Source organism: Shigella flexneri 2a str. 301, from assembly GCF_000006925.2.
Classification (GTDB): domain Bacteria; phylum Pseudomonadota; class Gammaproteobacteria; order Enterobacterales; family Enterobacteriaceae; genus ECMA0423.
In genome coordinates, this window is the sequence record NC_004337.2 from 3,797,618 (window position 1) to 3,818,556 (window position 20,939).

Annotated in this window: 14 protein-coding genes, 1 tRNA gene, 3 pseudogenes and 8 other annotated features (2 of these 26 running past the window's edge); of the genes and pseudogenes, 7 read left to right on the forward strand and 11 right to left on the reverse strand. The window is 48.5% G+C overall.

From position 1 onward, the window contains the following. Positions 1–22 precede the first annotated feature (22 nt). On the reverse strand, positions 23–1,228 hold the full coding sequence (gltS, locus tag SF3693; protein ID NP_709433.1) for a glutamate transport protein: 1,206 nt from the start codon (positions 1,226–1,228) through the stop codon (positions 23–25). A gap of 279 nt (positions 1,229–1,507) precedes the next feature. On the opposite strand from gltS, the gene yicE reads away from it, so the two are divergent. Beyond that, positions 1,508–2,899, forward strand: a complete 1,392-nt coding sequence (gene yicE / locus SF3694) for a transporter (protein NP_709434.2) — start codon at positions 1,508–1,510, stop codon at positions 2,897–2,899. Positions 2,900–3,019: 120 nt separating this feature from the next. Further along, positions 3,020–4,729: a hypothetical protein gene (yicH, locus tag SF3695; protein ID NP_709435.2), complete on the forward strand. Its 1,710-nt coding sequence runs from the start codon at positions 3,020–3,022 to the stop codon at positions 4,727–4,729. A gap of 52 nt (positions 4,730–4,781) precedes the next feature. Here the strand turns inward: yicH and yicI are convergent, their stop codons facing one another. Both yicI and yicJ read right to left on the reverse strand, forming a co-directional pair. Beyond that, positions 4,782–7,100, reverse strand: coding sequence for an alpha-glucosidase (yicI, locus tag SF3696; protein NP_709436.1), 2,319 nt, complete (start codon positions 7,098–7,100; stop codon positions 4,782–4,784). Positions 7,101–7,109: 9 nt separating this feature from the next. Further along, positions 7,110–8,550, reverse strand: a sequence feature (Similar to Escherichia coli K12 permease gi: 2367257 (480 aa). BLAST with identity of 99% in 480 aa. This CDS contains an in-frame stop codon. The sequence has been checked and is believed to be correct.). Then, positions 7,110–8,550: pseudogene (gene yicJ, locus SF3697) on the reverse strand. (Overlaps the previous feature by 1,441 nt.) A 235-nt stretch (positions 8,551–8,785) precedes the next feature. Here yicJ and SF4518 point away from each other — a divergent pair. From SF4518 to shiB, 4 genes are all read left to right on the forward strand, one after another. After that, a tRNA-Sec gene (locus SF4518) sits at positions 8,786–8,876 on the forward strand. A 111-nt stretch (positions 8,877–8,987) separates the two neighbouring features. Further along, positions 8,988–20,939: a sequence feature (SHI-2), on the forward strand (it continues 17,789 nt past the right edge of the window). Beyond that, positions 9,152–10,363, forward strand: coding sequence for an integrase (locus SF3698; protein NP_709437.1), 1,212 nt, complete (start codon positions 9,152–9,154; stop codon positions 10,361–10,363). Its footprint overlaps the feature before it by 1,212 nt. Beyond that, positions 10,775–11,818, forward strand: coding sequence for a hypothetical protein (gene shiA / locus SF3699; protein NP_709438.1), 1,044 nt, complete (start codon positions 10,775–10,777; stop codon positions 11,816–11,818). After that, a complete protein-coding gene (shiB, locus tag SF3700; RefSeq protein NP_709439.1) occupies positions 12,333–12,794 on the forward strand; it encodes a hypothetical protein in 462 nt (153 codons plus the stop codon). After that, positions 12,761–13,397, reverse strand: a mobile genetic element (partial). (Overlaps the previous gene by 34 nt.) Here the strand turns inward: shiB and SF3701 are convergent. From SF3701 to SF3709, 7 genes and pseudogenes are all read right to left on the reverse strand, one after another. Further along, positions 12,791–13,646: pseudogene (locus SF3701) on the reverse strand. (Overlaps the previous feature by 607 nt.) The gene shiB and the pseudogene SF3701 overlap by 4 nt on opposite strands. After that, positions 13,557–13,687, reverse strand: a mobile genetic element (partial). Its footprint overlaps the pseudogene before it by 90 nt. Beyond that, on the reverse strand, positions 13,643–13,942 hold the full coding sequence (locus SF3703; RefSeq protein NP_709442.1) for a hypothetical protein: 300 nt from the start codon (positions 13,940–13,942) through the stop codon (positions 13,643–13,645). (Overlaps the previous feature by 45 nt.) Before SF3703 ends, SF3701 begins: the two are co-directional and overlap by 4 nt. Next, positions 13,782–14,005: a mobile genetic element (partial), on the reverse strand. Its footprint overlaps the gene before it by 161 nt. Further along, positions 14,684–15,989 (reverse strand) — a mobile genetic element. Continuing rightward, positions 14,726–15,609: pseudogene (locus SF3705) on the reverse strand. (Overlaps the previous feature by 884 nt.) Next, a complete protein-coding gene (locus SF3706; RefSeq protein NP_709445.1) occupies positions 15,609–15,935 on the reverse strand; it encodes an insertion sequence element IS629 protein in 327 nt (108 codons plus the stop codon). The pseudogene SF3705 and the gene SF3706 overlap by 1 nt, the downstream one beginning before the upstream one ends. Then, positions 16,605–16,877: a hypothetical protein gene (locus SF3707; RefSeq protein ID NP_709446.1), complete on the reverse strand. Its 273-nt coding sequence runs from the start codon at positions 16,875–16,877 to the stop codon at positions 16,605–16,607. Continuing rightward, positions 16,927–18,257: a mobile genetic element, on the reverse strand. Beyond that, positions 16,938–17,843, reverse strand: a complete 906-nt coding sequence (locus SF3708; RefSeq protein ID NP_709447.1) for an IS2 transposase TnpB — start codon at positions 17,841–17,843, stop codon at positions 16,938–16,940. It overlaps the preceding feature by 906 nt. Further along, complete coding sequence (locus tag SF3709) at positions 17,801–18,211, reverse strand: IS2 repressor TnpA (protein ID NP_709448.3); 411 nt, start codon at positions 18,209–18,211, stop codon at positions 17,801–17,803. The genes SF3708 and SF3709 overlap by 43 nt, the downstream gene beginning before the upstream one ends. On the opposite strand from SF3709, the gene SF3710 reads away from it, so the two are divergent. Next, a complete protein-coding gene (locus SF3710) occupies positions 18,533–18,727 on the forward strand; it encodes a hypothetical protein (RefSeq protein NP_709449.1) in 195 nt (64 codons plus the stop codon). Beyond that, positions 20,389–20,939 (reverse strand) — a mobile genetic element; it runs 217 nt beyond the window's last position. Here the strand turns inward: SF3710 and insB are convergent. Continuing rightward, entirely contained in the window at positions 20,404–20,907 is a 504-nt protein-coding gene (gene insB, locus SF3712; RefSeq protein NP_709451.1) for an insertion element IS1 protein InsB, read from the reverse strand. (Overlaps the previous feature by 504 nt.)

Here is a 20,939-nt window from a genome sequence, read left to right on the forward strand (position 1 = left end):
GAGAAGACCGCCGCTTCATCGGTTAACCGGCAAAAATCGGCAACATTAAATACAGCTTAATCACCAGCGCATTGACGATATCGATAAAGAACGCACCGACCATCGGCACCACCAAAAACGCCATGTGCGACGGGCCAAAGCGTTCAGTGATCGCCTGCATGTTGGCGATTGCCGTTGGCGTTGCACCGAGGCCAAAACCACAGTGACCCGCAGCCAGCACTGCCGCATCGTAGTTTTTGCCCATCATGCGCCAGGTAACGAAGATGGCATACAACGCCATGAAGATGGTCTGTACCACCAGAATCGCCAGCATCGGCAGCGCCAGCGAAGCCAGCTCCCACAGTTTCAGCCCCATCAACGCCATCGCCAGGAACAACGACAAGCTTACGTTACCCAGCACGGATACCGCACGCTCAAAGACGCGGTAAAAGCCCATTATTGACAGACCGTTGCTCAGAATCACGCCAACAAACAGTACACAGACGAAGGTCGGCAGTTCAAAAGCAGTGCCAGCCAAAAGTTGCGCAACAATTTTCCCCACCGTCAGGCAGATAGCAATCAGCGCGATAGTTTCAATCAGCACCAACGAGGTGATCATGCGTCCCACATCCGGCTTTTCAAACGCCGTCGGGACTTCCTGGTCATCCGGAATACCGTTCGGCGTGGTGGAGTGTTTCACCAGATAGCGCGCCACCGGACCGCCAATCAAGCCGCCCAGCACCAGACCGAACGTTGCACAGGCCATCGCCACTTCCGTCGCATTGGTGAAGCCATAACGTTCAATGAACAATTTACTCCACGCAGCGCCCGTACCGTGACCGCCGGAAAGCGTAATAGAACCGGCCAACAGCCCCATCAGCGGATCAAGCCCTAACAGGCTAGCCATACCAATGCCAATGGCATTTTGCATCACCAACAGACCAACAACCACAATCAAGAAGATGCCAACCACACGCCCACCGGCACGCAAACTGGCAATGTTGGCGTTCAGGCCAATGGTGGCGAAGAAAGCCAGCATTAACGGATCGCGCAGGGACATATCAAAGTTGACTTCCCAGCCCATGCTTTTTTTCAGTACTAGTAGCGCCAGCGCCACCAACAAACCACCCGCAACAGGTTCCGGTATGGTGTATTTCTTCAAAAAGGAGACGGAATGGACCAACTTACGCCCGAGCAGCAACGTCAGCGTTGCGGCAACAAGCGTTGCTAAAGTATCGAGATGAAACATAGTTACTCCTTTGTATCCGCATCACTCTTTCATACTCGTCATACTTCATCGCGCAGTGGCAACTTCATGAACTATGACGGGTATCGAGTTATGCTTTCCTGGGTCAAATTCTCAGCTGTTAATGAACAAATGGCATGGATTTTAAGCAGAAAAATACCAAAAGTTATATAAAAAAGTGCATTTATCTCATTTAAATATTTAGATGAGGATGTGGCAAACGTTTGCTTTTCTCTTTCGGTCAGCTAAAATGCCCGCTTTGCTACCACGGGATTGTTTTCGATGTCTGTTTCCACCCTCGAGTCAGAAAATGCGCAACCGGTTGCTCAGACTCAAAACAGCGAACTGATTTACCGTCTTGAAGATCGTCCGCCGCTTCCTCAAACCCTGTTTGCCGCCTGTCAGCATCTGCTGGCGATGTTCGTTGCGGTGATCACGCCAGCGCTATTAATCTGCCAGGCGCTGGGTTTACCGGCACAAGACACGCAACACATTATTAGTATGTCGCTGTTTGCCTCCGGTGTGGCATCGATTATTCAAATTAAGGCCTGGGGTCCGGTTGGCTCCGGGCTGTTGTCTATTCAGGGCACCAGCTTCAACTTTGTTGCCCCGCTGATTATGGGCGGTACCGCGCTGAAAACCGGTGGTGCTGATGTTCCTACCATGATGGCGGCTTTGTTCGGCACGTTGATGCTGGCAAGTTGCACCGAGATGGTGATCTCCCGCGTTCTGCATCTGGCGCGCCGCATTATTACGCCGCTGGTTTCTGGCGTTGTGGTGATGATTATCGGCCTGTCGCTAATTCAGGTGGGGCTGACCTCCATTGGCGGCGGTTACGCAGCCATGAGCGATAACACCTTCGGCGCACCGAAAAATCTGCTGCTGGCAGGCGTGGTTTTAGCCTTAATTATCCTGCTTAACCGTCAACGTAACCCTTACTTACGCGTGGCCTCACTGGTAATTGCGATGGCGGCCGGATATGCGCTGGCGTGGTTTATGGGCATGTTGCCAGAAAGCAACGAACCGATGACGCAAGAACTGATTATGGTGCCAACGCCGCTCTATTACGGTCTTGGCATTGAATGGAGTCTGCTGCTGCCGCTGATGCTGGTCTTTATGATCACTTCGCTGGAAACCATTGGCGATATCACGGCGACCTCTGACGTTTCCGAACAGCCAGTGTCCGGTCCGCTGTACATGAAACGCCTGAAAGGCGGCGTGCTGGCAAACGGCCTGAACTCGTTTGTTTCGGCGGTGTTTAACACCTTCCCGAACTCCTGCTTCGGGCAAAACAACGGAGTGATCCAGTTGACTGGTGTTGCCAGCCGCTATGTCGGTTTTGTCGTCGCGCTGATGTTGATCGTGCTGGGTCTGTTCCCGGCAGTGAGCGGTTTTGTACAACACATTCCAGAACCGGTTCTGGGCGGCGCAACGCTTGTAATGTTTGGCACCATCGCCGCCTCCGGTGTGCGTATCGTTTCTCGTGAGCCGCTGAACCGTCGGGCGATTCTGATTATCGCGCTGTCGCTGGCGGTTGGTCTGGGCGTGTCTCAGCAGCCGCTGATTTTGCAGTTTGCCCCTGAATGGCTGAAAAACCTGCTCTCCTCCGGGATCGCCGCGGGCGGTATTACTGCCATCGTGCTGAATCTGATTTTCCCACCAGAAAAACAGTAATTCACTGGCGGCGGTAAGATAATTACCGCCGCAGTCTCACCTCTTTCACCATTCCCGCCTTGAGGATTGCGCGTAAATCGTGCATAACTCCCTTATGTGCATTTCACGGGATGGAAGACCATGAAATTTATTGGGAAGCTGCTTCTCTACATTCTCATCGCTCTGTTAGTGGTGATCGCTGGCCTCTATTTTCTTCTGCAAACCCGCTGGGGAGCAGAACATATCAGCGCATGGGTTTCCGAGAATAGCGACTATCATCTGGCCTTCGGGGCGATGGATCACCGTTTTTCCGCGCCATCTCATATCGTGCTGGAGAATGTCACGTTTGGTCGTGATGGTCAGCCCGCGCCCCTGGTGGCAAAAAGTGTCGACATTGCGCTAAGCAGTCGCCAACTGACCGAACCACGCCATGTCGATACCATCCTGCTGGAAAACGGGACGCTGAATCTCACCGACCAGACCGCGCCGCTACCGTTCAAAGCCGATCGTCTGCAACTGCGTGATATGGCGTTTAATAGCCCGAATAGCGAATGGAAACTGAGCGCGCAGCGGGTAAATGGCGGCGTGGTTCCGTGGTCACCAGAAGCCGGTAAAGTGCTGGGTACGAAGGCGCAGATTCAGTTTAGTGCCGGATCGCTTTCGCTCAATGATGTTCCTGCCACCAATGTACTGATTGAAGGCAGTATTGATAACGATCGCGTTACGCTGACTAACCTGGGTGCCGACATCGCCCGCGGGACATTAACCGGAAACGCGCAGCGTAACGCCGACGGCAGCTGGCAAGTGGAAAATCTGCGCATGGCGGATATCCGTCTACAAAGCGAAAAATCGCTAACCGACTTCTTTGCGCCATTACGCTCTGTCCCGTCGTTGCAGATTGGTCGCTTGGAAGTCATCGATGCTCGTCTGCAAGGTCCGGACTGGGCGGTGACCGACCTCGATCTCAGCTTGCGCAACATGACCTTCAGTAAAGATGACTGGCAGACACAGGAAGGCAAACTGTCGATGAACGCCAGCGAGTTCATTTATGGTTCGCTGCATTTATTTGACCCGATTATAAACGCGGAATTTTCCCCGCAGGGCGTAGCGCTGCGCCAGTTCACCAGCCGCTGGGAAGGGGGTATGGTCAGAACGTCAGGGAACTGGCTGCGTGACGGTAAAACGTTGATCCTTGATGATGCGGCAATTGCCGGGCTGGAATATACCTTGCCGAAAAACTGGCAACAGTTGTGGATGGAAACGACACCCGGTTGGTTAAACAGCCTGCAACTGAAGAGATTTAGCGCCAGCCGCAATCTGATCATTGATATCGACCCTGACTTCCCGTGGCAGCTCACCGCGCTCGATGGTTACGGTGCCAACCTGACGCTGGTTACCGATCATAAATGGGGCGTCTGGAGTGGCTCGGCGAATCTGAATGCCGCCGCCGCGACATTCAATCGTGTTGATGTTCGTCGCCCGTCGCTGGCGCTGACCGCCAACAGCAGCACGGTGAATATCAGCGAACTGAGTGCATTTACTGAAAAAGGCATTCTGGAAGCCACCGCAAGTGTTTCACAAACGCCACAACGTCAGACCCATATCAGCCTGAATGGACGCGGTGTGCCGGTGAATATTTTGCAACAATGGGGATGGCCTGAATTACCGTTGACTGGCGACGGCAATATTCAGCTTACCGCCAGTGGAGATATTCAGGCCAATGCCCCGCTGAAACCTACGGTTAGCGGGCAATTGCATGCCGTGAACGCCGCAAAGCAGCAAGTGACTCAAACCATGAATGCGGGCGTCGTTTCCAGCGGTGAAGTTACATCGACGGAGCCGGTGCGGTAAACATCAATCTCGCCGGGTACGACTCAGACGTACCCGGCATTCCGTCAATAGATTACAACGTAATTGTCAGCGCATTCCCTTGAGGCGTCACCACCAGCCCCTGCTCACTTTCAGCCTGCGAACCGCCTTGCAGACCATTTACTTTCACAACATTGCGCAAGCACAGCGTCCAGTTCTTCGCCTCGCCCGCACCAGTCACAGTAATCGTGTTGCCAGTACGTGCTGCTTTTAAAGTAAAGATCACCGATCCGTCAGCAGCAGGCACTTCACAGACGGCTTCATGCCCGTCTTGCAGATTAAAGAGGTGGAATGCCGTGCCTTCGTGCCACACGTAATCGGGACGTTGATCGTTGTTGCCCAGCGCCAGTAGAGTGTTATCACGCACATAAACGGGCAGACTCAGGAAGCCGTGCTGCTGTTTATGCCAGCGACTACCGTCGAGTTCATCGTTGTGCCACAGGTGTGTCCAGCGACCTTCCGGCAGGTAGAACTGCACATCGCCCGCTTCAGTGAACACCGGCGCAACCATCACGTTGTCGCCTAACATGTATTGACGGTCAAGGTAATCACAAGCCGGATCGTCCGGGAACTCCATCATCATGGCCCGCATCATCGGCGTACCCCGCGCGTTCGCACGCGCAGCTTCACGATACAGATACGGCATCATGCGGCATTTCAGTTGCGTGAAGAAGCGCACCACATCACAGGACTCATCATCGTAGGCCCACGGCACACGATAAGATTTGCTACCGTGTAAACGGCTATGGCTGGAGAGCAAACCAAACGCGCACCAGCGTTTGTAAACGTGCGCCGGAGCGGTATTTTCAAAGCCGCCGATATCGTGGCTCCAGAAGCCAAAACCTGAAAGGCCAATAGACAAACCACCGCGCAGGCTTTCCGCCATTGATTCGTAGTTAGCGTAACAATCGCCACCCCAGTGTACCGGGAATTTCTGCGCACCGACGGAGGCCGAGCGGGCAAACAAGACAGCTTCTTCCTCACCAACGGTGTCCTTGAGCACGTTCCACACCAGTTCGTTGTAGATGTACGCATAATGGTTATGCATTTTCTGCGAATCGGAACCGTCAAACCACTGAACATCAATTGGGATACGTTCGCCAAAGTCGGTCTTAAAGCAATCAACGCCCATCGCGACCAGACCTTTCAGTTTGTCGGCGTACCATTTGCAGGCATCCGGATTGGTAAAGTCATAAATCGCCAGACCTGGCTGCCATTTATCCCACTGCCATAGCGAACCGTCCGGGCGTTTGAGTAAATAGCCTTTCTCTTGTAACTCTTTAAAGACGGGGGATTTTTGACCGATATAGGGGTTAATCCAGACGCAGATTTTCAGCCCTTTCGCTTTCAGGCGGCGGATCATCCCTTCCGGGTCAGGGAAAGTCAGCGGGTCCCACTCAAAATCGCACCACTGGAAGGCTTTCATCCAGAAACAGTCAAAGTGGAAAACATGCAGCGGCAGATTGCGTTCCGCCATACCATCGATAAAGCTGTTTACCGTCGCTTCGTCGTAGTTGGTGGTAAATGAAGTGGTTAGCCACAGGCCGAAGGACCACGGGGGCGGCAGCGCCGGACGACCAGTAAAGCGGGTATAACGATCAAGTACCGCTTTCGGCGTCGGGCCGTCGATAACAAAGTATTCGAGATATTCACTCTCAACGCTGAACTGCACTTTGGAGACTTTCTCCGATCCCACTTCAAAAGAGACACACTGGGGATGATTGACCAGTACCCCATAACCACGGTTAGTCATGTAGAACGGGATATTTTTATACGCCTGTTCAGTACTTGTGCCGCCGTCCCGGTTCCAGGTCTCTACCGTCTGGCCATTGCGCACCAGGGCAGTAAAGCGCTCTCCCAGACCGTAAACTGTTTCGCCAACGCCAAGATCAAGCCGCTCAAACATATAATTGCGTTGATTATTCGTGTCCTGCACGTAGCCATTATTTTTCACCTGACTACCGGTAATACGTTCGCCGTTGCGCAGAAAATCCAGTGACCAGAACTCACCTTTGCTGACACGCGCGCTTAAGTTGCCACTTTTAAACTCAGCATAACGTTCTGTGTTTTCGATTGTGACCTTCACGTCCTGCAAAATATTGAGCGGATAATGAGGACCGTTATTCAGCGCCCCCTGAAAATGCTCAATCCGCACACCGACAATACCTTCCTGTGGGGAGAAAAAGCGCAGCGTAAATAAAGGCGTATCAAGCTGCCAGGTACGTTCACGCACATCACGGGGGGCAGCATAGACCACCATTTCATTATCCTGCTGTTCAACCTCGAATACCTGAAGCGGGTGAATCAAATTGAGGCCAGGTTGAATCAACCAGTTTCCATCGCTAATTTTCATTGCCGTTCCTTAGTTCTGCACTTCTTGAGAGGTGAATTGTTGCTGGCAACGGCGTTTACCCTGAGCCAGCTGTTCCATAACGGTTTTCAGATTGTGCGTCGTGAGTGAGTAGTAGCGTTTAGCGATAATCGCGCTCAGCAAATAACAGATCGCCGGAACAATCGTGAATAGCGCAATAATGATGCTAATCGTGGCGCTGTTCTGCGCTTTTTCTGCCGCATCATATCCGCCATAAGCCAGCATCCAGCCGATAAGAGCGCCGCCGAAGGCCAACCCCAGTTTGAGCACAAACAGCGTGCCAGCAAAACTGATCCCGGTCAGGCGTTTACCATTGCACCACTCGCCGTAGTCGACGGTATCGAACATCATTACCCACTGGATAGGTGTCACCAGTTGATGCAACACACCAATCACGAAGATGAAGACAAACATAGTGATGCTGGCCTGCATGGGAACAAAGAACATCGCGAGGCTAATCACTGCCAGCAGGGCGTTCGTCCACCAGAAGATAGTGACTTTACATTTCCAGTCGGTCAGAGGTTTTGCCAGTGCGGAACCAATCAGGTTACCCACGCAATAAGTGGTGAGAAAAGCGACAAACACTTCCGGCGTGCCCAAAATCCATGTGACGTAATACATCATCGCCCCACCGCGTACGCACACCGCCAGGATATTGAAAATGGTTAGTAAACCGACAATCCGCCACTGGTCGTTTTGCCAGATATCACGTAAATCTTCCCGCATAGACGTTGTTGTAGGTGGTGCTTCAACGCGTTCTTTAGTGGTGAAGAAACAAAATGCCAGCATCATGAATGCCACCACGGAAAGGACCACGATACCGCCCTGGAAACCGAGTGGTTTATTATCACCGCCAATTAAATTAACCAGTGGCATCATCAGAACAGTAGAAAGCATGCCTCCCGCGGTCGCCAGCACAAAACGCCAGGATTGCAGCGAGATACGCTGAGTCGGGTCATTGGTGATTACACCACCCAATGCGCAGTAAGGGATATTGACGACGGTATAAAGTAAGGTAAGTTAGGGTGTAAGTAATTGCTGCATAGATCATTTTGCCGTTCATACTGAGATCTGGCGTGCTATAGGCCAGTACACAGACGATCCCGAATGGCAGTGCGCCAAACAGTACCCACGGACGAAATTTACCCCAGCGAGAGCGCGTTCGATCGGCCAACAACCCCATGCAAGGATCGGAAATCGCATCCAGTGCACGAGCGACCAAAAACATGGTTCCGACAAATCCGGCAGGAATGCCAAAAATATCGGTATAAAAGAACATCATATATAACATTACGTTATCGAAAATAATGTGGCTGGCGGCGTCTCCCATGCCATAACCAATTTTCTCTTTAACGGACAACACTTCACTCCTCATCTGCTTTTCCTTGATGCTATAGGGGTGCTGAGACCGATAACGCATTTTGTAAACCATCCCTGTGAGAGCGAATATTCCGATATCTGGTTATTAATTTATGATTCTTGTTTTATGTGATCGTGGTAGCGTTAATTCCGCTCATATATCATTGTAAAATATGGGTTTTATATAAATTATAATGCTTTCGTGATAATACGCTGCGTTTATTAGGCGGAAAAAACTGATCTGGGGGATGTAGAAACTCAAGGAAGTAGCTATAATGCGCCCCGCCTCCATGTAGCAATCGAGGCGCGGAAGATCGTCGTCTCCGGTGAGGCGGCTGGACTTCAAATCCAGTTGGGGCCGCCAGCGGTCCCGGGCAGGTTCGACTCCTGTGATCTTCCGCCAGTTTACCTCTTCTGAACTCTCCCAATGTCAATAAATCTCTTCTAATCCCTTGTATATCAGTATTTATTTGTATCCTGAGGTCAACCTACTTCACCCCGTATCAAGTTTCTTTTGGGGGTACTTTAGGGGGTGTTATTTCCTATTGAAATACAAGCACCCCCATAATAGGAAAAATGTGATACATAACAACGGCTTTTAACAATATCTTTGTTATACAAGGGGTGTATTGGGGGTATCAGGTTAGTTACTGGCAGAAATCCCCCTCAGGAACATGAATTCATCAAAAGCCGGAGGATGTCATGGCATTAACGATATCAAAGTGAAAACCGCAAAACCCAAAGACAAACCCTATAAGCTTGCTGATGGCGGCGGTATGTATCTACTGATTAACACTAATGGTTCTAAATACTGGCGCATGAAGTACCGCTTTGCTGGTAAAGAAAAGATGCTTTCTATTGGCGTATACCCCGATGTAACGCTAGCCGATGCTCGCGAGAAACGCAGTGAAGCCAGGAAACTCCTCGCTGCTGGAGGCGATCCAGGGGAGGCAAAAAAGGAAGAAAAAATCGCGCAGCAAATGAGTCTGAAAAATACGTTCGAGGCTATTGCTCGCGAATGGCACCAGTTAAAAGCTGATCGGTGGTCATTACGCTATCGTGATGAAATCATTGATACCTTTGAAAAAGACATTTTTCCCTACATTGGCAAGCGCCCTATTGCCGAAATCAAACCAATGAAGTTACTGGAAGCACTGCGTAAAATGGAAAAACGTGGAGCTCTGGAGAAAATGCGCAAGGTCCGCCAGCGCTGTGGTGAGGTGTTCCGCTATGCAATTGTTACTGGCCGGGCAGACTATAACCCAGCCCCCGATCTTGCCAGTGCTTTAGCTACACCGAAAAAAGTACATTTTCCCTTTCTTACTGCTAATGAACTTCCCCACTTCCTCAACGATCTGGCGGGTTATACCGGAAGTATAATCACTAAGACAGCTACTCAGATCATTATGTTAACCGGCGTACGAACACAAGAACTGCGTTTTGCACGCTGGGAAGATATCGATTTTGAGACAAAATTGTGGGAGATCCCGGCAGAAGTAATGAAGATGAAGCGACCTCATATTGTGCCGCTCTCTGAGCAGGTCATTATGCTATTTAAGCAGCTTGAACCAATCTCAAAACATCATCCCCTAGTCTTTATCGGTAGAAATGATCCCCGCAAACCAATTAGTAAGGAAAGCATTAACCAAGTAATTGAATTACTTGGATATAAGGGAAGACTCACAGGGCACGGTTTCAGACACACCATGAGTACAATTCTGCATGAACAAGGCTTTAATTCCGCCTGGATTGAAATGCAGTTAGCTCATGTGGATAAAAATTCCATCAGGGGTACCTATAATCATGCCCTGTATCTCGATGGCCGCCGTGAAATGATGCAATGGTACGCTGATTACATTGATTCACTCTCCAGCCGGGAAAGTTAAGTCAGAAATACTTTTCCCTGATGTTTTCCTCAATTAAGTATTTTATCCTCTGGCCTACAAGGCTGGAGGATTTTTGTTATTATATTATTTTTTTGCGTCTTCAAACTTATTACAAAAACATAATTAAAAACAAATTGACATTTTTAAATTGGCAATTACAAAATACAGCCTTGCAGTTATTTCGATACCTTTAGCAAAGGAATAGTTGATTCAGATATAATTTAGCATTTCAATCATCTGACATCATTATAAAAAATGAGATTCACATAAAGATAAAATTATTGTTCTCAAGGAAAGCATGAAGGGGCTTCGTAAGCAATATTCATTCGGTGCCAAGACAGGACTTGATACACAGAATCTCAACTTTTATGCTCTCAGACTATATCACCACATGTTTTACAGGCTCAGAAAATGAACGATAGATTATGCTTTGAAGTGCACGATAACAAGGGTTATTTCGTATTTCCGGATACCTGGTTTGGCCCATTGCTGGGGGAGTTTGAAGAAGTGCTTGATGCATACGACGCTGATGAAATCAGCGAGACGAGTTACATCAACAAACTCCGACGCCTTGCTCAACGGGAGCCGGACTTTATTGATATACACGCTCATCTGGCATATGCATTTCTGGAACAGAATGCCCCGCGTAAGGCACTGAACGCCGCTCTTAAAGGACTGGCGGCAGGTAATCGTATCATCCCGGAAAGTTTCTGTGGTGAAATAATCTGGATGCATCCCGAAAACCGGCCTTATCTGCGCGCGCTTTATGCAGCAATTCTCGCAAATGTGCACTTACAGCGCCATCAGGATGCGGTTATGCTCACTGATAAAATACTGGCATACAATCCTGAAGATAATCAGGGGGCTCGCTGGTTGTTGGGTTCAGAGCTGTTACGCACCGGCGATCATGAGCGAGCCTTCAGTGTACTGAAAGAGCATGCTGATGAATTTTCACCTTACTGGTATGAACTCGGTCTCCTGCATTTTCTGAACGGGGAACATGTTAAGGCCGCCACAGCTTTTCGCCATGGCTTTGCCACAAACACTTACATCGCAGAAATGCTGTGCGGAAATCTGCATCCATTTCCACTTGCTGTGTGGCATGACTTCTCCGGCTCTCTGGATACGGCAGAAGATTACTATGCAACATACTCACCATTATGGGGACAATATCCGGAAGCATTGCTGTTTGTAAACTGGCTCTATAACCATTCCTCCGTGCTGCATGAACGATCAGAAATCATTAAATGCGCCGAAATGCTGATTCAGGAAGATGATTTCGAAATATGCGAAAGTATTTTAAGACAGCAGGAGCACCTGTGGAAAAGAATTGACAAGACACTTTCTGAGGAAATTGTACAGAAATGCAGAAATATGAACGGTGAATATATCTGGCCCTGGATATTGCCCTTTTCCGCAGCAGGGATGAAACATTCAAGCATCCAGTATCAGTAGATATTGCATTAGTGTAACTTTAAAACAAGTAATAATTTATTATCCAATAATAACACTGTGTTCCTTCCCCAGGTGATTACCCTGGGGTTATTTTCTGAAAGTTTCCTTTGCAAAAGGATAGCGTTGTAAATTACTTTAACGAATTACTCCATGAACTCATTAAAGTTCTTTCGTAATACTTTATCGTCAAACACGTTATAGCTGGCATCAAAAACCACAGATTTACCCTGCCAGCGGGTAATCCCCTCCTCTGGCGTTTTCGGTTGAACTGGTATCCCCGTCCAACACAGGCAGCCATTATAAACAGTAAAAAATTGTATTCGCTGTTATGAAATCAATAGTCCTGACGTACTGTTGAATGTGCTTGTGTTCTGAACCTCGTACAACCAGTACATTTGATATCGAATTATAAACAAAACATTGCATCCAACTTTTTTAATATGGACAATAGTTGTCCATACGGTGGTTTTATATTCGATAAATCAATGGATTTCATTGAGTCACAGGACTGGTAATGGATGAAAATGCTTTAAGGTTTGCCTCATACTGGCGCAACTCGCTTGCAGATGCTGAGTCAGGAAAGGGCTGTTTTGAACGGAAAGACGCCCAAAATTTCACTCACTGGCATGGGATAGCGGCGGGACGTCTTGACGAAGCGATTGTCAATAAATTTTTTAAGGGAGAAAAAGACGATGTCGAAACTGTCAATGTCATCTTACGCCCAAAAGTTTATTTCCGGTTACTGCAGCATGGTAAGGACCGTTCCGCAGGCACGCCTGATATTGTTACACCGATAGTGACGCCAGCCTTGCTAAGCCGTGAGGGTTTTTTATATCCGACGCCAGCGACCTCCATTCCCAGAGACCTGCTTGAACCTTTGCCAAAAGGAGCATTTTCGATTGGTGAGATTGGGCAGTATGACAAATACAAGACGACCCATACTGATCCTACCCACGTAATGTGGACACGGCCCTAAGCGAGATTATGGTTTTCAAATTGTTCCGGGCTGAGACCGCCACAGGCACTGTGACGACGCCAGCGATTGTAATCACACTCGATATAATTAAACACCGTTGCCCGCATTATTTCCCGGCTGCTAAAGCGTTCCCCGTGGATACATTCCACCTTCAGCGAATGAAAGAAGCTTTCCACACAGGCATTGTCATAACAGTAGCCTTTCGCACTCATACTGCCACGCAGGTTGTGTCGCTTCAGCATTGCCTGATAATCCCCTGAACAGTATTGACCACCACGGTCCGTATGAACAATGACGCTTTCCGGGCGTCTTCTCCGCCACAACGCCATTTGCAGTGCATCACAGGCCAGTTGTGCTGTCATTCGCGGTGACATCGACCAGCCAATGACGGCGCGTGACCACAGGTCGATGACTACTGCGAGATACAACCAGCCCTCATCGGTACGCAAGTACGTGATGTCACCCGCCCACTTCTGGTTTCGGGCCACTGGCGCTGAAGTCCTGCTCCAGCAGATTCTCCAATACGGGCAGGCCATGTGCACGGTAGCTGACCGGGCTGAACTTCCGGCTGGCTTTCGCCCGCAGCCCCTGACGACGCAGGCTGGCGGCAATGGTTTTAATATTGAACTCCGGCAGTTCGTCAGCAAGGCGGGGAGCACCGTATCGCTGCTTTGCCTCAAAGAATGCCTTATGGACAGCGGCATCGCAGGTGAGCCGAAACTGTTGGCGCAGGCTCATCTGGTGACGACGCCTGAGCCAGACATACCAGCCGCTGCGGGCAACCCGAAGTACACGACACATCGCTTTGATGCTGAACTCTGCCCGATGATTTTCGATAAAGACATACTTCATTTCAGGCGCTTCGCGAAGTATGTCGCGGCCTTTTGGAGGATGGACAGTTCCTCAGCCTGCTCCGCCAGTTGTCGTTTAAGGCGGACATTTTCAGCGGCCAGTTCGCTTTCGCGCTCTGACGAACTCATTTGTTGCTGCTGTTTACTGCGCCAGGCATAAAGCTGAGATTCATACAGGCTGAGTTCACGGGCTGCGGCGGCCACACCGATGCGTTCAGCGAGTTTCAGGGCTTCGTTACGAAATTCAGGCGTATGTTGTTTACGGGGCTTCTTGCTGATTGATACTGGTTTTGTCATGAGTCACCTCTGGTTGAGAGTTTACTCACTTAGTCCTGTGTCCACTATTGGTGGGTAAGATCACCCTCCATTAAAACTAAAACGGGCGCTTTCTGATATATCATCTGTAAGCGCAGTAATACCATTAGTAGCACCTCGCGCATTGATTATTGAATATTATAACTGGAATGTTATATTTCTTGTTATGATGCTGTTCAGTATTATAATAATGTTATTATCACCAAAGATAACTCATGCAAATGAGAAAGTAATATGTCAAAACAGTGCATCCTTTGTGACCAAAGAGTTTATCTGCGGCACTATACTTGTCTCATTAATACTCAGTTCTCTATTTTGCTACATATCAATATCACCATCAATTTTCATGCATACTTATGGCCTGAGTACTTTTAGTTACTCAATTATTTTCTCCTTCTCAGTTTTATTTTTCATAATCGGAAATCAATTATCAAAGATTGAAAAATTATCCAACCTATGGTTTTTATTACCCAATAGCCAATTTTATCGCATTACAAATAAATGGTTCAAAAACAGGATTTGCCGCATCTATTACAGGTTTTACTCAAACAATAAGCGCTGGTACAATCAGTTTCCTGTCAGTAACCGTAAGCGACAACGGTGTTGGTCCCGGAACTACTTTAGGTCTTGGTTCACTAATAACTTCATTACTGTCAATAGCCGTAATCGCCATTGCAGGAAATAATAAAAAGTAAGTGTACTCTGACTGCGTATGTATCTACTTGAACCGCCCCGGTTTTCCTGGAGAGTGTTTTATCTGTGAACTCAGGCTGCCAGATCATCGTTTCCGATGGAAGCATAATAAGCTTTTTCTGCTTCTGCCGGAGGGATGTGGCCCAGCCTTTCCAGCAATCGTCGATTGTTATACCAGTCCACCCACGTTAGTGTGGCCAGTTCCACTTCTGCACGGTTTTTCCAGCTCTTACGGTGTATTACCTCCGCTTTGTAAAGACCATTGATGCTCTCCGCCATCGCGTTGTCATACGAGTCGCCTGTACTTCCTGTTGATGCCAGTAATCCGGCTTCCTTAAGCCGCTGTGTGTAGACCAGCGATACATACTGAGAACCTTTATCACTGTGATGGACCGTGCCGGACGGTCGACGGGCCCATAACGCCTGCTCCAGTGCATCCAGCACGAATGTCGTTTCCATGGACGATGAGACCCGCCACCCCACGATGTATCCGGCAAACACATCAATGATGAACGCCACATAGACGAAGCCCCGCCATGTGCTGACGTAAGTAAAATCAGCCACCCACAGCTGGTCAGGTCGTTCTGCCACGAACTGACGGTTTACGCGGTCGCCTGCGGCAACGGCTTTCCGGCTGATGGTCGTACGGACCTTTTTACCCCGGAGAACACCGGCAAGTCCCATAACCGCCATGAGACGTGCCACAGTGCATCTGGCCACTCTGATACCTTCCCGTAACAACTGACGCCAGACTTTACACCGTATACCTTGTGATTTTCATCGTATACGCGCTGTATCTCTTTCTTCTGCCAGTCATCGCGCTGCGCACGGGCACTGCGTTTATCCGGATGATGTCGCTGTTGCTGACAGTGGTAATACGTTGACGGGGCAATATGCAGTTCGCTGCATAGCGGTCCGACCCCGTACTGCTCACGCAGCTTATCCAGCAGTGGCATCATTTTTTCCAGAGGCGGTCGAACTCCGCCTTCGCAAAATAAGCGGAAGCCTGGCGAAGGATATCGTTACTGCGGCGCAGTTCACGATTTTCACGCTCCGGCTCTTTCAGACGCTGACGTTCAGCGGTGGTGAGCCCTCCATCACCGCCCCCGGTATCCCGCTCATGCTGGCGAACCCAGACACGCAGAGTCTCCGGCGTACAGCCAATCTTTGGAGCAATGGAACAAATTGTCGCCCATTGTGAGTCATATTCGCCCTGACTTTCCAGAACCATACGGACTGCCCGTTGACGGACTTCGGGGGAAAAACGAGTATTTTTAGTCATCCTGTTTACCTCTTTCTCAGGAAGTTTAGTCTCCAGGATTCCCGGGGCGGTTCAACTTTGTGTAATGCAGGTGTCTATTGAAAATAATTCTTTTCGTGGGCATCTGTTGTATAAAATAAAAAATTATCGTAAGTACTCTATCTGCGATGTCTTGTGAAAATTATCCTGTCTGGCAACAATCGCGTCCATCTGTATTAATGGACGCGAACGATGAACTCTCAAACAACACTAGATATCACCGGCTTTCGCACTTATTTGCCAGAATCATTACGTCTCAGATTCGACGAGCAACTATCTGTCCGGGCTATCGCACAGCAGTTAAGACTCAGTTATTCCCCCATTCACAATCTCTTTCAACGAATTAACGCCTCAGGTATTGTCTGACCATGACCCGAGTCCCTTTCATTCGCCCAACCGATACCATACTTTATGCCAACAGAAAGAATGAATGAACCGCGCCTAAAATCAGCGAGGACACATGGCACAAAGTGCGACATGTCTCACATTTAACCCCAGTGGGGGCAACAAGTATAAAACCGTTTTTTGATTAAGTGGTCGAATATGAAAAGGGGAAGGTTTATGTGAAAAATACCTGTGTTTTCTTTGAAAACACACAACAGTATCAGGTTATTTATGTTTATACAGTGCGTTCCAAACTGACCTGAATAATTACGCAAGTTGCAACAATAAAACATTTTTGCCGTAGTGTGAGGTACTCCGGTAAATTGCTTTCCCGGTGCAGACAATGACTAACGAAGAACTACAGGCAATCGCATTATCCATGCTTGAGCGCCAGCGCGAAAAAGTACACCAGCAACGAGAGTCTTTGCTTAACCCATCTCCATTCACCAGGCCAAAACGATTGGAGCTTGAAGCATTCTTGGACAAATACCCACGGCGGCTTAAATCAGGCAAAACCAGACCACCAGGCTGATAGCTCACAGTTTGTTCTCCGATTCAATAAAACGGATAAGAACCATCAGCGCGGTAGTGGATTTGCCCCTATATTTCCAGACATCTGTTATCACTTAACCCATTACAAGCCCGCTGCCGCAGATATTCCCGTGGCGAGCGATAACCCAGCGCACTATGCGGATGCCATTCGTTATAATGCTCGAACGCCTCTGCAAGGTTCTTTGCTGCCGTTAACCCGTCTGGTTTGGGCATGATACTGATGTAGTCACGCTTTATCGTTTTCACGAAGCTCTCTGCTATTCCGTTACTCTCCGGACTCCGCACCGCCGTGTTCTTCGGTTCAAGTCCCAACATCCGGGCGAACTGGCGTGTTTCATTAGCCCGGTAGCATGAACCATTATCCGTCAGCCACTCCACTGGAGACGACGGAAGATCGTTGCCGAAGCGGCGTTCCACCGCTCCCAGCATGACGTCCTGTACTGTTTCACTGTTGAAGCCGCCGGTAGTCACCGCCCAGTGCAGTGCCTCACGATCACAGCAGTCCAGCGCGAACGTGACACGCAGTCTCTCTCCGTTATCACAGCAGAACTCGAACCCGTCAGAGCACCATCGCTGATTGCTTTCTTTCACGGCCACTCTGCCTGTATGTGCCCGTTTCGATGGCGGTACAGCAGGTTTTCGCTCAAGCAACAGCGCATTCTGGCGCATGAGCCGGTAAACACGTTTGGCATTGATCGCAGGCATACCATCAAGTTCTGCCTGTCTGCGAAGCAGCGCCCATACCCGACGATAACCATACGTGGGCAGCTCTCCGATAACATGGTGTATACGGAGAAGCACATCCGTATCATCAGTGTGACGACTGCGGCGGCCATCCATCCAGTCATCGGTTCGTCTGAGAATGACGTGCAACTGCGCACGCGACACCCGGAGACAACGGCTGACTAAGCTTACTCCCCATCCCCGGGCAATAAGGGCGCGTGCGCTATCCACTTTTTTGCCCGTCCATATTCAACGGCTTCTTTGAGAAGTTCATTTTTCATCGTTTTCTTGCCGAGCAGGCGCTGGAGTTCTTTAATCTGCTTCATGGCGGCAGCAAGTTCAGAGGCAGGAACAACCTGTTCTCCGGCGGCCACAGCAGTAAGACTTCCTTCCTGGTATTGCTTACGCCAGAGAAATAACTGGCTGGCTGCTACACCATGTTGCCGGGCAACGAGGGAGACCGTCATCCCCGGTTCAAAGCTCTGCTGAACAATTGCGATCTTTTCCTGTGTGGTACGCCGTCTGCGTTTCTCCGGCCCTAAGACATCAATCATCTGTACTCCAATGACTAGTCTAAAAACTAGTATTAAGACTATCACTTAAATAAGTAATACTGGTTGTCTGGAGATTCAGGGGGCCAGTCTAGGTAGCGTAAGGCACTACAGCGCATTGCTTTACGAGTAATAACAATGGATTTATCACCAGAAGACGCAAAGTTTTTACGAGAACTGCAACACCGTATGCTCAGAGAAGCCATTATCGAACAGCAAACGGGCATGAGCGCCATAGACCCATTGCGATACAAACGGGCCTCATCTCCTTTAGTTGACGACAATTCCAATGCGGATAAAACACGTCCACCACACTGATTACATTTTTCATTAGCACAGTGGTGTGATGCAGCATACGAGGAAAACCGGATGAATGAGAACAAAATAAAAAGGCTGGAGCAACTGTTACAGGCACGCCAACGGGAGTTTGCCACTAAATGGGGACGTGCCGCGCTGCCACATGAACGCCTAACCTATTTTCCACTTGAAGACCTCATTAAAAATAATGGCAAAAAAATCAGGTCTGATAAGAAACACTTCTTAGAATGCAATGAAGACAAATAACAACAATCTGCATATTGCCACCAACCACAGATGTGGCATCGTTATCAGCGCACTTGATTTTCTTTATATTCACTGACGAGCTTGCCGGGGCACCTTTGTTTGCCGGTCATTCTGGTATCATGCAGATATTTACGGCGTACAAGCCCACTAGCATGACATTGTAATAAGGCCTGAGCCTAACGCTTTAATGTGTGTCATACACTCAGTGGCGTAATCGTTGACAATATGGTGCATGTAATCGTAAGCGTCCAGCGAAATCCATCTGGTCATAATCTGAAGCATCCGACAAAGTGGTGTCCACCAAATAAGTGATCTGCGCCCAATATCCTGAGCCGGAACTTTGACAAAGGCCAACGAAAAATGGGAGCGGATGTTACAGAGTTCTCGGTACAGGGGAAAAGTGGTACCTGTCGCCAGTTCTCCGATCTGTTTAACCGGGAAATTATCTCCTACAGCTTGTCAGAAAGGTCGGTGATGGAGCATCGTTAATACGATGCTATACGATGCATTCACAGTGCCCGGCCAGAGGATGCCCCGTCGCTGCATATGGATCAGGGTTGGCAATATCGAATCGCAGGCTATAGGCAAAGTTAAAGCCCCATGGAGTAGCACAAAATATGCCGCACAAAGGAAACGGTCTGAATAACGCAGTGATGAAGAACTTCTTCAGCACACTGCTAAAACGCATAGTGATCGAGCGCTGATTCTGGCGAACAACTGAACTAATACATCAGAATCTGCATTATGTTAAATAAATATGAAAAGATGGTTTAAATACCCCGTTACTTTTGACTTACACTATACGGTATCGCATCGTTTAATATTCGCACCGGCCAGATTTTTATTTCTATTAGTTGTCACAATACTGAATGCGTACGACCACAGTATTCTGGCTCCTGTGTGGTTATGCTTTAATTCTGCGTTCCGGGCAGATAAGCAGTTGCTTGCAGGAATCCTTCTTGTGTTAATGTCAGTTCCCCTTTTTACCAGTGCTGATTTCCACATTCCGTCCAACAGAGCTTATAGCCTTTCCCTGGATTATAGCATTGTCCGGCTGAAGTTCTTTTTGAATAATAATAGAAGCACTGCTGGCAGATCCAGTCCGTTTTTCATAACCCACTGTACTGATAACCATAATCTAATCAGTAGAAATTGAGTCGAAAATAAGCACTACTCTATACAGGATAATTAGAGGTCAGTTTGATTATTCACAATTCATCATCAGCATTTTCTATTTCTGACGAAATCAACATGAAAATAACCATATATGATAATTATTATAATAACGGCTTTAATTGGAATACATATATTACAACGTATTATATATAATTGGTATTCTGGGAACTATATTCTCAAAATACAGTAGAAACGAGGTATGTTTCTGGTGGAAAGGACAGTGGGATTAAAAAGTAAGAATTGATAAAAAAAACGCCAGCAACACATAGTGCCGGCGGAGGGAATACCCCATGGAGAAAATGTGATGCCTAGAGCATCATGAATATATAATTAAAAATAGTTAGCGTTGTCAATACTTTCACAAAAATAATTTTCGTAGTATAGAAAGATATTTTTATGCATGACCTACCTGAATTTGCTCCGGGTAGAGGTTATAAATAAAAATTGAATCACGACAAACACAATATTCATAGTATGGCGATGCCGGTAATGACTCCAACTTACTGATAGTGTTTTATGTTCAGATAATGCCCGATGACCTTGTCATGCAGCTCCACCGATTTTGAGAACGACAGTGACTTCCGTACCAGCCTTGCCAGATGTTGTCTCAGATTCAGATTATGTCGCTCAATGCGCTGAGTGTAACGCTTGCTGATAACGTGCAGCTTTCCCTTCAGGCGTGATTCATACAGCGGCCAGCCATCCGTCATCCATACCACGACCTCAAAGGCCGACAGCAGGCTCAAAAAAACCCTCAGTGTGGCCAGAGTGCGTTCCCCGAAGACGTGCGCCACAACCGTCCTCCGTATCCTGTCATACGCGTAAAACAGCCAGCGCTGACGTGATTTAGCACCGACGTAGCCCCAATGTTCGTCCATTTCAGCGCAGACAATCACATCACTGCCCGGTTGTATGCGCGAGGTTACCGACTGCGGCCTGAGTTTTTTAAGTGACGTAAAACCGTGTTGAGGCCAACGCCCATAATGCGTGCACTGGCGCGACATCCGACGCCATTCATGGCCATATCAATGATTTT